The sequence below is a fragment of the Thalassobacter sp. HA4-2 genome, from assembly GCF_055693705.1.
The window spans coordinates 1,177,422-1,191,458 of sequence record NZ_JBVFUK010000001.1 but is presented as its reverse complement, the minus strand read 5'-3'; the positions used below and the strand labels follow the sequence as shown (position 1 = coordinate 1,191,458).

Annotated in this window: 11 protein-coding genes; 8 read left to right on the top strand and 3 right to left on the bottom strand. The window is 56.2% G+C overall.

Annotated elements, in window-relative coordinates:
* Window positions 1-153: 153 nt before the first annotated feature.
* Entirely contained in the window at window positions 154-768 is a 615-nt protein-coding gene (locus tag ACZ1G0_RS06100; protein ID WP_472736132.1) for a response regulator transcription factor, read from the bottom strand.
* A 228-nt stretch (window positions 769-996) separates the two neighbouring features.
* Between ACZ1G0_RS06100 and ACZ1G0_RS06095 the strand changes: the two genes are divergently transcribed.
* The 8 genes from ACZ1G0_RS06095 to ACZ1G0_RS06060 all read left to right on the top strand — a co-directional run bounded on the left by ACZ1G0_RS06095 (window position 997) and on the right by ACZ1G0_RS06060 (window position 9,749).
* On the top strand, window positions 997-1,884 hold the full coding sequence (locus tag ACZ1G0_RS06095; protein ID WP_472736131.1) for a UTP--glucose-1-phosphate uridylyltransferase: 888 nt from the start codon (window positions 997-999) through the stop codon (window positions 1,882-1,884).
* A gap of 98 nt (window positions 1,885-1,982) precedes the next feature.
* A complete protein-coding gene (locus tag ACZ1G0_RS06090) occupies window positions 1,983-2,498 on the top strand; it encodes a putative pterin-binding protein (RefSeq protein WP_472736130.1) in 516 nt (171 codons plus the stop codon).
* Between the two features lie 37 nt (window positions 2,499-2,535).
* Complete coding sequence (locus tag ACZ1G0_RS06085; protein ID WP_472736129.1) at window positions 2,536-5,034, top strand: ATP-binding protein; 2,499 nt, start codon at window positions 2,536-2,538, stop codon at window positions 5,032-5,034.
* Window positions 5,035-5,597: 563 nt separating this feature from the next.
* A complete protein-coding gene (locus ACZ1G0_RS06080) occupies window positions 5,598-6,461 on the top strand; it encodes a hypothetical protein (protein ID WP_472736128.1) in 864 nt (287 codons plus the stop codon).
* Between the two features lie 139 nt (window positions 6,462-6,600).
* Complete coding sequence (locus tag ACZ1G0_RS06075; protein ID WP_024096522.1) at window positions 6,601-6,852, top strand: helix-turn-helix transcriptional regulator; 252 nt, start codon at window positions 6,601-6,603, stop codon at window positions 6,850-6,852.
* 1 nt (window position 6,853) lies between these two features.
* Window positions 6,854-8,155, top strand: coding sequence for a type II toxin-antitoxin system HipA family toxin (locus ACZ1G0_RS06070; RefSeq protein ID WP_472736127.1), 1,302 nt, complete (start codon window positions 6,854-6,856; stop codon window positions 8,153-8,155).
* Window positions 8,156-8,228: 73 nt separating this feature from the next.
* Entirely contained in the window at window positions 8,229-9,302 is a 1,074-nt protein-coding gene (locus ACZ1G0_RS06065; protein ID WP_472736126.1) for a hypothetical protein, read from the top strand.
* Between the two features lie 249 nt (window positions 9,303-9,551).
* Window positions 9,552-9,749: a hypothetical protein gene (locus ACZ1G0_RS06060; protein WP_472736125.1), complete on the top strand. Its 198-nt coding sequence runs from the start codon at window positions 9,552-9,554 to the stop codon at window positions 9,747-9,749.
* A 62-nt stretch (window positions 9,750-9,811) separates the two neighbouring features.
* On the opposite strand, the gene ACZ1G0_RS06055 is transcribed toward ACZ1G0_RS06060, so the two are convergent.
* The gene (locus ACZ1G0_RS06055) at window positions 9,812-10,939 is read right to left on the bottom strand and encodes a DUF4268 domain-containing protein (protein WP_472736124.1); all 1,128 of its coding nucleotides are present in this window, start codon (window positions 10,937-10,939) and stop codon (window positions 9,812-9,814) included.
* A gap of 20 nt (window positions 10,940-10,959) precedes the next feature.
* A complete protein-coding gene (locus ACZ1G0_RS06050; RefSeq protein ID WP_472736123.1) occupies window positions 10,960-14,034 on the bottom strand; it encodes a type III restriction-modification system endonuclease in 3,075 nt (1,024 codons plus the stop codon).
* Window positions 14,035-14,037: the final 3 nt, after the last annotated feature.

Sequence of the window (14,037 nt, the reverse complement as noted above, 5' to 3'; positions counted from 1 at the left end):
GCGTGCTGTAGATCGTGTTCATGGGCTTCGCCATCCATAGGGACCGAGATTTCTTCTCGCGGCGTCCTATCCCATGGCGCGGAATTTATTTCACGCGGCCCTACGGCTAGCCGGGCGTGGCAAACGGAGGCGACACCAATCCGAACGGATAGGTCAGAACAATCCAGCCTCGCGCGCGATCATGGCGGCTTGCGTCCGGTTGGCCGCCCCGACCTTGCGATACAGCGTCTTCATATGCAGCTTTACCGTGGGTTCCTGAATATCCAGATCCCGGGCAATTTCCTTGTTTGACTTGCCTTCTGTCAAACCCTTGAGAACCTGCATCTCCCGCTCTGTCAGTTTGTCGGCCAGCGGGTTGCTTGGCGCCTCTTCCACGGCCGTCATAAAGTCCAGCGGTGCATATTGTTCGCCCATGGCCATGAATTTGACGGCATTGACCAAGGATTTCGCGGGCAGTGACTTGGGCACGAACCCAGCAGCCCCGGCGTTCAATGCATCTTCGGCGATTTGTTTCGTCGCCTCGCCCGACATCAGGGCGACACGCTGCCCCGCGCCGCGCGCCAGCGTGGTCTTCAACCCGTCCAGTCCGTTCATCCCGGGCATATTGTAGTCTAGCAAGATCAGATCAAATGGCGCAGAGGCATCAATCTGGTCCACCGCCTCGGACAATGTGCCGACGGCTTGGGCCTCGATCCCACCTTCGTTTTCCAAGAACAGCACAAGCGTATCCCGAAGAAGGTCGTGGTCGTCTGCGATTAAAACTCTCATGCTCAACTTTTTCTCCTGCGCCTGCACCCGGTGACAGATGTATGGGTGTTGCCGGGGCAAGTCATGCAGAATCTGACGATACGTTTGATCCATTTGGATAGGCTACATGGCCCCTTGGGTGAGGTCGCCGCCCCAAGGGGCGCGGGGCCTGTCCCCCTGCTCCGTTGCGGAACATGGTTAATTCAGGGGATCAAACGTCCAAGCAATCGTAAACACTGGACACAGATCATGGCCCATATTCGCAAAGCAGTCTTTCCCGTCGCTGGTATGGGAACCCGTTTTCTACCCGCAACAAAATCCATCCCCAAAGAGATGCTGACCCTCGTGGATCGCCCCTTGATCCAATACGCCGTGGACGAGGCGCGCGAGGCCGGGATCGAAGAATTCATCTTCGTCTCTGCCGCCGGCAAGGGCGCGCTGGAGGATTACTTTGACACCGCCGCCGCCCTGGAACATCGCCTACAGGCCGCAGGCAAGACAGATGCGCTGGACGCGTTGCAGCCCACGCGCATGCCGGAAGGTGCCCTGACCATCCTGCGACAAGGCCGCCCCATGGGTCTGGGCCACGCCGTCAGACAGGCCAAGCGGCATATTGGCAATGAACCTTTTGCGGTGGTGTTGCCCGATGACGTGATCAAGGGCCAACCCCGCGCGCTGGCGCAGATGGTCGAGGCCCACCGCACGGCGGGCGGACATATGGTGGCCACGATGGATGTGCCCCGGGCACAGACCAGCAAGTACGGCGTTCTGGACATTGCACATGAGGCGGGGCGCCTATCCCACGCGCGCGGCATGGTCGAAAAGCCCCGCCCCGAGGCTGCGCCCTCCACCAAGGCGGTCATTGGGCGCTACATTCTGGACAGTGCGATCTTTGACCGTCTGGACAATCTGGGACCCGGCGCCGGGGGCGAATTGCAACTGACCGATGCCATCAGCGCCGATGTGGAGACTGTCGGCGTGTCTGGCTATCGTTTTGCGGGCGAACGGTTTGATTGCGGGTCGGTGCAGGGATTTGTCCAAGCGACCGCGGCCTTTGCCCTGGATCGCGCCGACCTGAGTGCGGAGTTCGGCACCTTTGTCGATGCGCGCCGCTCTGCCATTTCGCTTGTGGCCTAGGCGGACCCTATCCGAACGGATAGGTCCCCATCCCGATGCCCGGGTGCAGATGCCCTCGGTGTGTGACAAACATGGTCAATCATATAAGGGGGCCCCTCATGTTCACACGTTTTGTCCAGTTTTCGCTCGGCTTGGTTTTGGCAGGCGTCGTTTCAACGCATGCCATGGCCCAGACGGTCGCCCCGCCGCAAGACGATGTCTTGCTGACCGTCTCGGGTGACATTTCCCAGACCAACATGGGCGATGCCCTCGTCTTTGACCGCGATGCCTTGACCGCGCTGACGGCCACCGCGTTCAACACCAGCACGATCTGGACCGATGGTATCCACACCTTTGAAGGTGTCTCGCTGAAGGTGTTGGCAGACGTGATCGGAGCCGAAGGCGGCACCTTTCTGGCCAGCGCAATCAACGACTATACGGTGGAAATCCCGCTGTCGGACGCGGTCGAGGGCGGCCCAATCATCGCCTATTTGATGGATGGCGCGCCCATGTCCGTGCGCGACAAAGGCCCCCTGTGGATCATCTACCCCTATGACAGCAGCGCGGACTACCGGTCCGAACTGGTCTATTCGCGCAGCATCTGGCAACTCGACAGGATCGAGTACCAGAGGTAACCCCAAGAGGGATGCATATCCTTGAAGGGATAGAAATATGGCGATGATCACCCCTGCGCGGGAAAAGACCGGCCGGACCTTTGGTAGCCTGGCCGGTCTTATCGCCGTGTGTGCGATCGCCTTGCTGTCTTACAAAGTCGCCCGCCAGCTGGAACTGCTCAGCTCCGCCAGCTCCGACAATGTACAGTGGTCCTTGGCGCAGGCCCATGTGGAGTTTTTGGAATTCGCCCACGAGGCCTCAAAAGACCCCGCTGACGCCGACGCAATCCGGCAAGAATTCGATATCTTTTATAGCCGGGCCAAAACGCTGGAAAAGGCCACCGTGTTTGCAGACCTGCGGGCCGATCCACACTTCAACGCCAAACTGGACGAGATCCGCGCTTTCCTGAATGACAGTGTCGCCGTGATTGATGCCGATGACGCCACCCTTCTGGCAGCACGCCCGACCCTGCACGAAAACGCGCGGGCCATTGCGCCCACCGTACGGGCCTTGGGCAATTCTGGTCTGGAACTCTTTGCAAAGTCCGCGGACGGCCAACGTCGGGCGGTCGCCCGTACCATGACCCAACTTGCCATCGCCTTGGTGGCGCTGATTGGTGTGTTGGCCTTTGTGATTGTCTATCTCAACCGCCTGAACCGCCGGATCTATCGCCGGGAACGGGAGAACTTGCAGACGGCCAAGCGCATGAACACGGTGATCAATACGTCTTTGGATGGCGTCATCATCAGCGATGCCAAAGGGCGCATTCTGGAATTCAACCCCGCTGCCGAAGAGATTTTCAAACACAACGCCGAGGATGTCCGGGGCATGGATATTGGCGCGGTCATCGTCCCCGATCATCTGCGCGGGGCCCATGATGCCGGCATGGAACGGATGCGAGCCAACGGCGAAAAGCGGGTCGTGGGCCACGGTCGCGTCAAACTGGACGCCAAGCGCAGCGACGGCAGCATTTTTCCTGTCGAACTGGCGATCCAATCCGCCACCACCGATCAGGGCGAAATCTACATCGCGTATCTGCGCGATATTTCACACCGTGTCGCCGCCGAGGCCGAGTTGATCGCAGCCCGGGACCGAGCGCTGGCCGGTGAAAAGTTGAAGACGGACTTTCTGTCCACCATGAGCCATGAAATCCGCACCCCGCTCAACGGCTTGCTTGGGAACATGAACCTGCTGCGCGATACGGATCTGACGCCCGATCAGGACCGCCATGTCAGTCACATGGAAACCTCTGGGCGTCTATTGATGCGGCACATTTCCGACGTTCTGGATATCACGCGCTACGATGCGGGCAAACTCAGCGTGCGGTCAGAGCCGATGAACATCACGGCTCTGCTGCAAGATATTGTCGACAACCAACGCGGCATGGCCCAGAAAAATGGCACCTCTCTGGATTTGACGTGGATCGGGCGCGCGCAGGACTGGATCCTGTCCGACCACGACAAGATGCAGCATGTCATGATGAACCTGATCGGCAATGCTGTGAAATTCACCCAACACGGCCGTATCGCCGTGACGATTGAAAACACCGGTGCCGAAGGGGCCACACATCTGTTGATCTGTATCACAGATACCGGACCCGGCATGGATACGGACCTGACCACACGGGTTTTCGATGATTTTGTCACGGGCAATACCGCCTATGACCGCGATGTCGGTGGCACTGGGCTGGGGCTAAGTATTGCCAAACGGTTTGTCACAGCTCTGGGCGGCGAAATCGGCGTGGACAGTGCCTTGGGCAAGGGCAGCAGCTTTTGGGTCAAACTGCCAACCGAGGCCGCGCAAAAGCCCGCTGCGGAAATCCAGCCGCCGGTCGCCGCAAGTTCGGCCAAGCCCCTGCATGTCCTGTTGGTCGAGGACAACGAAATCAACCGCATTGTGGCATCCCAGATGTTGCAGGCCGAGGGGCACACGGTGGTCGAAGCCTTTGACGGACAACAAGGCGTGGACAAGGCGCAAAGCACAAGCTTCGACGTGATCCTGATGGATATCAGCATGCCCGTGATGGACGGACGCGTGGCGACACGCAGGATCCGCAGCACCCAAGGCCCCTGTCGCGACACACCGATTTATGCACTGACGGCCAATGCCATGCCGGAAGAGCAGGAAAAATTCCTGCACGACGGGATGAATGGGATTCTGACCAAACCCCTGTCACGCGATGCCCTGCGCGCCCTGTTGCACGAAACACCGGCCAAGGCCGCAGCACCCGATGGCGCAAGCTATATCGACCACGCCCACAGAAAAGAAACACAAGCCGCCTTGGGCGCAGATGCCTTTACCCAGTTGACCGCGCGCTTTGTCCAAGAGGTGGATGACCTTATGATCTGGATCACGCAGGACGCACCAAACCATTCCGATCTGGCCGCCCGCGCACACAAGGTGGCTGGCAGCGCCTCTGTATTCGGTGCGGTTGGGCTGGCAGACTGCCTGAAGGCGATCCAGACCCATGCCCAGAACGCGGAGGATGCGGGGCTGCAAACACAGTTGACGCAGCTAGGCCCGATCTGGGCCGCCACCAAGGATGCACTCGCTTAGGCCGCGACTGTCTGGGCCGAGGCCCCAGAGGGTCTCTCCTTCCCCGTTCACCAAATCCTACAACACAATCGCAAAACAGAGCCCAAACACAAAAAGTGCGAATGCCGCGAGCGTCCCAAGCAATGTAAACAGGGCGACCTGCCTTTAGTATTATCGCCAACGTTTCATGACACGTCACTGAGTTTGGCAAAAGCGCTGTGATAACAAACAAAACCCACAGGGCATTGTTGCCCCGTATCCAAGTTCATCCAACCTGTTGGAATGATTGGAGGCGAGTACCGGAATCAAACCGGTGTACACGGATTTGCAATCCAGAATGAGTGCGAGCGAAAACAACGACTTAAGGGTGCAAAACACCCCCTGACAAAAAGTGAACAAAAAGCGAAAGTTTCAAAGCCAAATTCGCCGGTTCAAAACGAAAAAAGCCCCGTCACAGCGGCAACTGTGAACCGGGGCCAAATAGAAAAAGCCTGTCAGCTTTCACAGTATGTTAGCATGAGCAAGCGCCACACCGCAAACGCTCAGTCGGCTTTTTCATGGCCTCTGACCGGTGAGGCGATCCAATGAGCTGGCGCATCGCAAATGAATGCGCCGAGCGTCGCTTTGGTAGCGCTGCGCGCAAGCAGATCATCATGTTCCTGGCCGACAAGGCGAGCGATGACGGCTCGGGCATCTGGTGTTCCAAGGGGACGATCCAGCGCCACACAGAGCTCAGCGAGAGCACGGTGAAGCGCACCATCATCGACTTCTTGCGAGAAGGCATTCTGATCGAGACAGGACGGCGGCACTGCAAGAACGGCTACACCGTCATTTACCGCCTTGTTCTGGAGCGCGTGGCCGCGCTCGAACCCACTGCCGAGCCGAATATTGAGACGGGGGTCACTGTGAACCCCGTCCAGCCTGAACCCGGCACGGGGTCCACGGTGAACGGGGTACGGGGTTCACGGTGGACCCCAAACCATCCTAAAACCATCCATAAACCACCTACGCGCAAGCGCGAGGCGGCGGAGGAGGTTGAAGATCTTGAAGCTGAGAAGATCTTGGCAGCCTATCCCGAGGACAGGATCCGAGACCGGCAGACCAGTCTGCGCCTGATCGCAGCAGCTGTGAAGGCCGGAGTGAAGCCCGATGATCTGAGGCAGGCGGTCAAAGCCTATGCCAAGGAAAGCGAGGGCTACATGCGCAGCAAGGTCTGTTTCTCAGACAACTGGTTCAAAATGCGCCGGTGGGAGAAGGGACTGGCCCAGATCCAGGCCGACCGCGAGAAGGCGCGAGAGGCCGAAGCCAAAGGCCGAGCGAGCCTCGCCGAGTGGGTCCACGAGCGCCATCCTCTTTGCCGCCACATCACCAACCGGCAGATCGAGGATTTGATCGCATCAAAGCTGGTGACGCCCGAGCAGGTGCGCGCTGCGGGGCTGCAGGTGTGAGTGCATTCGCTAAGTTTGGGAGACAGCCACCAATGTCGTCGAGCTTTATGGTGCTCAGGTCATACTGCGCACTTATGATTTGGAGATCATATTGACAATTTATGATCCAGAGGTCATATGGAGTGGCAGGAGAACCGCCATGAAGCACCTCGTTCGTACATCAAAAAACTTGGGCCACGCAATTCGACAGGCTCGGAAGGCAAAGAACCTTACCCAAAAGGAACTCGCCTCAATGAGCGGTGTCTGGCAAGAGACAATTTCCAAGATCGAGAACGGCAGTGGGGGCACCAAGCTGGAAACGGTATTCGATTTGATCGCGGCCTTGGAGCTCGAAATAACGGTGACCGAGCGTAGTAAAGGCACATCAGACGGGCTAGAGGACATCTTCTGACATGGGCCGCAAACGCAGCTACACACCGCTGAACGTTTTCCTGAACTCGCGGCTCGTGGGTCAATTGATGCGTGAGCCCTCGGGCGGCGTCAGTTTCGCCTATGCGCGTGATTGGCTCGATTGGGAGCACCGGATGCCGGTCTCGTTGTCGTTGCCATTGCAGGAAAACCGCTACAGCGGCGCACCTGTGATGGCCGTCTTTGACAACCTGTTGCCCGACAGCGATGTCATCCGCCGAAGGGTCGCGGAACGTGTCGGGGCCGAAGGCGTCGATGCCTTCAGCTTGCTGTCACAAATCGGGCGCGATTGCATTGGCGCGCTGCAGTTTCTGCCCGATGGGCAAGAGCCCCAGCCAATGTCCGAGTTAACGGGAGAACCTGTTGACGAGGCGCAGATCGGGGCCATTTTGAGCGACCTCGATCTAGCACCACTGGGGATTCGTCGTGAGAATGACTTCCGAATTTCTGTCGCGGGCGCGCAAGAAAAAACGGCGCTGCTTCGTAAAGACGGCCAGTGGATTGAACCAACCGGTACGACGCCAACCACGCACATCATAAAGCCGCAAATTGGCAGGCTGCCCAACGGCATGGACCTGTCCGACAGCGTTGAAAATGAATACTTATGCCTCAAGCTGATGGAGGCATTTGGGCTTAGAGTTGCGAATGTCGAAATGGCACAGTTTGGCGACAAAAAAGCCTTAGTGGTTGAACGTTTTGATCGGCGCTGGACGTCCGATGGCCGCTTGATCCGTCTGCCACAGGAAGATTGCTGCCAAGCACTATCCATTGTGCCCACGCAAAAGTACCAGAACGAGGGCGGTCCAGGGATCCCGGATATCATGGATCTCTTGTTGGGAAGTGATGACCCCAACAAAGACCGGTACGATTTTTTCAAAGCGAATGTCCTTTTCTGGTTGCTGGGTGCAACAGATGGTCATGGAAAGAACTTCAGCGTCAGCCTCTTACCCGGCGGCCGTTTCCGCATGACACCGCTTTACGACGTGCTGACGGTGCAGCCGACCGTCGACGCCCGGCAGATCGAGCGGAAATACTTCAAGCTCGCTATGAATTTCGGAAACTCAAACCACTACAAAGTGGCAAATATAGTCGGCCGCCACATCGTGGAGACAGGAGTTAAATCCGGCTTTTCCCGCGCAGTCGTGCAGCGCCTGTTCGAAGAGCTGCAGGAGACGTCGCACGCGATCATTGAGGCCACGTTCAATCAGCTTCCGGAAGGTTTCCCTGAGGCGTTGCTTGCTTCGATCGATGGCGCACTGAGGAGTCGCCTACCTCTTTTGAAGTAGGGTCACAAGAAATGCCCCTTTAAGAGCAATCTTCGACGGAGCTTAAGTAATTGATTTTTACAGGCGGATGCTAGTGAGCAGATCCAAATTTGAACTTAATCTCGATACCGTTCGAAAATTGTCGCTTTTCGTTTTGAACAGCTTGGCTGATCAGCCAAAAGAGTGGATTGCTGTCGGTAAGGCTTATCAGGAACTGCACGGCTTTGGCGACGATCCGATCTTCAACCAGGTTTTCGTGCGCCTCTTCACTGTGATGAGAGATGAAATGTGGGTCGGGTTTCCGCAAGAAGGACCGAAATTCACGGTTGGCCTGACCTTCAAAGGGCAAACCGTCATCCGCCACGAGGCGGAAATAGACTTGATCTACGAGCGACACTTTCATTCATGGGCAAAGACTATCGAAACAGCTGCTAGAAAGCAGCGGCATATCGATCAACAACGGGCAGCCAAAGAGCAAAAAGTCCAAAAGAGGCTGGAAAAGGAAAAATCAAAAGAAGCTCGCAGAAAAGAAGAGGTGAAGCGGCAAGCAAAAGCTCGTCAGAAGAGAGAAATGTCATCACTCGTCGAAAGCGGAAAAAGAATTCGCTCTTCCCTGTCCAAGTCAAACAATGAGCAACTCTTAAACCTGTGGAAGGCAAACACATCACGTGCAGCCAATTCGACAGGCCAAAAGAAAAACGAACACCTTTTGATTGTTTCAGCTGTCGAAAAGGAGTGGAGGCGAAGGGTCCGAGATTTGCCCGAGGTGGAAGCCTTCAAATGGCCTACCACAGATGTTGGAAGTGGTCATGTTGGCAGTGATTTTGAGCGGGCTGAAGAAAGTTTTCTGAAAGTGCTCGGATATACCGTCGGGAAAACAAATGGCTTGCCAGCATCAACACGGCAGTTGATCCTGGACCGCTGCTTCTCGGGACATCTTCCACCAGTCGCAGGGATTTCGGCGCTTCGTATGTGGGGCGAACCAAAGTCTGCTTTGAGGCTTAGAAAAATCGCTTATCACATTGCCGGTCTAGCGAAAAACTTCAAAAAAATGCAGTCACGCGGCTACGACGATGCGATTTCGGATTGGGAAGACTATCTGAAGTACATGCATGACAAATACTACGTCCGTCATTTTGGTTTCAGTTGGCCAGGCCGTAGTCTCTAGTTCTGGTCCTTTTGGGGTTTGTGAAATCTACGCAGCAGTATTTTGGGGTTGCCGGTTTTTCATTCTCAGTGCCGTGTTTCCTACTGCTGAACATAAGCGGGCAGCCGTAGCAGACGCGGGGCAAGCTCCGCTTCAACAAGAAAATTCCCCTGCGCCAGCGCATTCCTCGCGAGGCAAGTTTCTCGCTGACAGCCCCTTGGTGCCAGCTTTGGTCGTGTTCATCGAAACACTCAAAGTGAGGATCAAAAAATGGCTACTCAAACTCTGAAACTGAACGTCAAATCCGGCGAAAAAGACGGCAAGAACTTCTGGGACCGCTGCGGCGTCCTCTTCGTCAACACCGACGACAACGGCAACATCACGTCGATCAATGTCAAGCACAGCATGTTTCCTGAAGTTGAGATGGTCGCCTTCCCACGCCGCGATGAAGAACCGGTCACCGAGTGACCTTAGCGCCAGGGCGGGTCTCCCGCTCTGGCAATCTTGTCATGATGCGCGGTTCACGACCGCTATTCGTCATGAGACCGTGCTATACCGATGGCTTCGTTGAGGTGTTTTTCCATAGCGGCGGCCATTTTCGTTGATGTCTCGCGGATCCAATCATGGACCTCTGGCCAGCTGTCAGGGTTAAAACCATCGCAGGGCAGTGATGCTTCAATCCGGCTTACCTTGTTCTGTGGAAGCCTGCGCCAATCAAGCGGAGCTCCAAAGTCCGCTTCAATTTCTTCTCGATGCGAGTAAATGTGATCGAAAATCGCCTTGTTTTCTGCAGCAGCAGGCCTTTCGACACTTAGTTTCACAAAGGCAGCTTTCTGGGTCAGCACGATATCGTAGTGTGTGCCTGCAACAACTGGAGATATGTTCCAGTTGTCCTTGGTTACCGTTATCGTTGGGAACACTGGGCAAGGTGTTTGCGCGAATGCTTCCTTGAGGCTGGTCCAGAATTCGCGCCTAACCTGATGGCTGCGCCTTTGGGCAGTTTTTTCCGAGTTTTCCTGAATGTCTTTCGCGGCCATTCCGATCATGAAGTCAGCTGCCTCAGGCGTGGGTATGATCTGCTGAATGTCGACCATCAGCTCGTCGCCAAACGAGTACGGGGTAACCTTGAAGCATTGTGCGCGAATTCCGCGGCTGAGGAGCCATAGCACCGTTGCCGTGACCTCGCGCCGAAAATTGGCTGCGATGAAGATCATCCTCTGGTCATTGCCGGGGTTGAGAACGGTCTCTTCCAACTCCTCTACCTCCATGAACTCGCAGATTCGCACGGCCGCATTGCCACCGCCCGCATAGCGGTCGAGGTATTGCTGATAGATGTCGACGATCTGCGTCTTTGTCAGGCCCGAGACATAGGCGGTGTATTTCAGCGCCTGCCAGGTTACATCCCTGCCGCTGTCATCAAGCTTGTTCTCGATCACAACGAGGTTGCCGTCCTTGTCGAGCGCCAAGAGATCCAGGCGTTCGCGGGTTTCATCAAACCCGTCAAACTCTTTCTGAATGATCAGTAATTCCTCACCGAGGGCGTCAGGTTGATTGGCCAGCCACTCCTGCAAATGGTCGCGCTCGCGCAGGTTCAAGTCGGCGAAGCGCTTCTGTGACAGGCGGGACAAACGGTTTTGGCTCAGATCAACACGGAACATGGGCTATCTCCAAAGCATCGCTAAGTGCCCCGAACTGCAGACATGAGCTCAGAAAAGTCTGACACGACATCATACTTCACCCGGTCATTCGGAACGCTGTTCGCGATCTCCGCGAAGAACTTTCTGGCGCACTTGATTTTCTCGCGCTCCAACTCGCGGAACTTGAGAGACGGCTGAGAGCCCTTTGTTTCCGCAACAAAATAGATATGCTGCACGGATTGCTCTTTGAAAGCTATCGCCCAGTCGGGATTGTAGTCACCGACAGGCGTGGGAATGAGAAACCCCTGCGGTAACTTCGAATAGACGACGATTTCATCGTTTGTATCCAGGTCTTCGACAAACTTGCGTTCGACCCCGGAGTCGACCACCGCATAGTCGTAAATGTGGTTTCGCAACTTCCCGACAGCCTGTGTCAGGTCAGTGCCACTCTGGGTCGCGGGGAAAATATCGGTGTCGTATACGTCGGCAGTTGCATCATAGGTCAGATGCTCGATGACAGTCGTGGCCTTCTGCTCTTTGATTATGCGTGAGGCCTCAGAGATGAATTGTTCAGGGTTCGCCTGGAACGTCGAGAACTTCGCAGCGTTCATTCCGGTCAGGATTTTCCCGATCGTCCCGCGCGTCAATTCCGCTCCCTCAGCAAGTTTTCCGATGACGTCATATGAAACAAGCGAGTGGGCAGAGCTGCTTTCCTCACTCCGTATACCCGATTGCTTGAACGCAGCTCCGGTTCGAAGCTGAGCCTCAGTCAGCTCATCAGATAGTTTGCCTTCGGTGACAACGTATTGCAGAGGCGAGACAACGAGATCCCGATCCAAAGCATTGACGCAGCGTTGGACCAGATCGTTGGAGTCAAACTCGACCTGGTAAACAGCCTTCCGGTTGATGCGCTGCCAAAGTTCCTGAAACTCCTTCTTTTCGAAGTTCCTGTTTCGCGGGATGGCTTTGGGCTTGCGGCCATCGCCAATCATGTGCTCGAGCTGGCTTCCGTTAAAGACGGTATCGATCAGCTGCAGGATCTGTTCCTGATGATCGAGTAGTTCTTCAGGCAATTCAGCCAGCGTGCCCGCCTCGCGCGCCTCATGATACGCTTTCGTGATACCGTCGTTGTCATCGATGTAATCGTTCTTGACGAGATAACGCTCGATGCGTTTGGCCATGTCCTTGGACACAGTGGTTTCAATGCCGTTGACCGTGATCGACTTGCCTTCGAAGTACTCGGCGTTCGCCCGGCGTGGGCGCTCCGACAGGTTTTCAGCGATTTCCTTCTGAAGCCCGCCAACAAAGTCTTTGTAGCTTTCGCTGGCCACCACGGTCAGGACGTTGATGTCATGTACGGTTGCTGCGTGATCCATACGGTCGCCGTTCTTGTTGACCGAAATGCGGAGGCCCCGGCCAACTTCCTGACGACGAGAGATGGTGTTGTCGCTGTGCTTGAGCATGCACATTACAAAGACGTTCGGGTTATCCCAGCCCTCGCGCAACGCGGAGTGGGAGAAGATGAACCGCGTCGGCTCTTCGAAGGAAAGCAAGCGCTCCTTGTCCTTTAGGATCAGGTCGTAGGCCGAAACGTCATCCGTCAAACCGGCGAACTCACCGCGCGCTTTGACCTTTGGATCAACAAGCTTGCCCTTCTTGTCGATCGAGAAATAGCCGTTGTGGGTCGCTCCGACGTCGATGCCCTCCAGATGCTTCCGGTAAGCCTCATCCTCCAAGGGCAACTCGCCAAGATACTCGGCTTTCAGCGCTTCGTATTCCTCTTCGAACACACGTGCATATTCACCTTTTTCGTCCTCAGCGTCGTAGTCCCGATACTTCGCCACTTCGTCGATGAAGAACAGCGACAACACCTTGATACCCTTCGCGAACAGCTGCTTTTCGCGCTCCAGATGAGCCGCGATGGTCTCGCGGATCTGAATGCGGCGGATGTCGCGTTCGGTGATGTCGCCGCTGGCCTCACCGGCCTTCAGGACCGCGCCGTTTGTGAAATGCACCTCGTCCACACGCGCGTCGATGTCCGAAACAACAAAGTCTCGATACTGATCAAGCCCTTTGGACAGATCAAACAGGTTGCGACCTTTCTCGAACTTGCGCAGCACCCGCTTGATGCCCGAGTTGGTCTTGACCTCCATCTCCACCCGCGCCACGGGGTCGCTTTTGGAAATCTGGATGCCTTCCAGATAGAGATACGCATTCGTTCCCGTCAGACCCTTTGCTTGAATGCCGCGCACCTCGATCTTTTTGACCAGCTTCTGGCTGAACGCATCGACCGCATCCAGACGGTGCACCTTGTTATGGATCGTCTTGTGGGTTGCAGAGTAGCGCAGGATGAACAGCGGGTTGAACTTGGGCAACGCGTTCTGGGTTGCCGTGCCTTCCATCTTCTGCGGCTCATCAAGGATCAGGATGGGGCGGTTCTTGGCAATCACGTCGATGGGGCGGCGGGACTGGAAATCATCCAGCTCTTCATAAATCCGCCGGTTGTCGGCGCCAGAGGCGTTAAACGCCTGCACGTTGATCACCATCACGTTGATGCCCGCGTCCGAGGAAAAGCTCTCCAGCTCGTGCAGCCGCTTGGAGTTGTAGATGAAGAACCGCGCCTTCTTGCCGTAGCTTTCGACGAAATGCTCGGCGGTCATCTCCAGCGACTTGGCCACGCCTTCGCGGATCGCAATCGACGGCACCATGATGATGAACTTGGACCAGCCATAGCGTTTGTTCATCTCGAAGATGGACTTGATATAGCAATAGGTCTTGCCTGTGCCGGTCTCCATCTCGATGTCGAGGTTGATGGCCGCGCCCGCCTTGTAGCTGGCCTTCTTTGGCTTGCCCTTGTCATCGACAAACCTGCTTAGGCTTTCAGAGAGCGGCAGATTCTGGCGCTGCTGCACCTTGCGGATATTCTCCAAAACTTGGCTCGCAGGCAGCGCGATATCCGCGTTGCGAAAGCCGTCTTCATCGGCCCGCATCTGCGCGCGGACACCGGGGTCAATGCGATAGACTTGGGCCGCTGTGTTGGGTTGGCCCTCGAAACAATCGACCACGGCCTCAACCGCCGCTGTCTGATAGGGTTGCGACTTGAACTTGATCTTCATGGG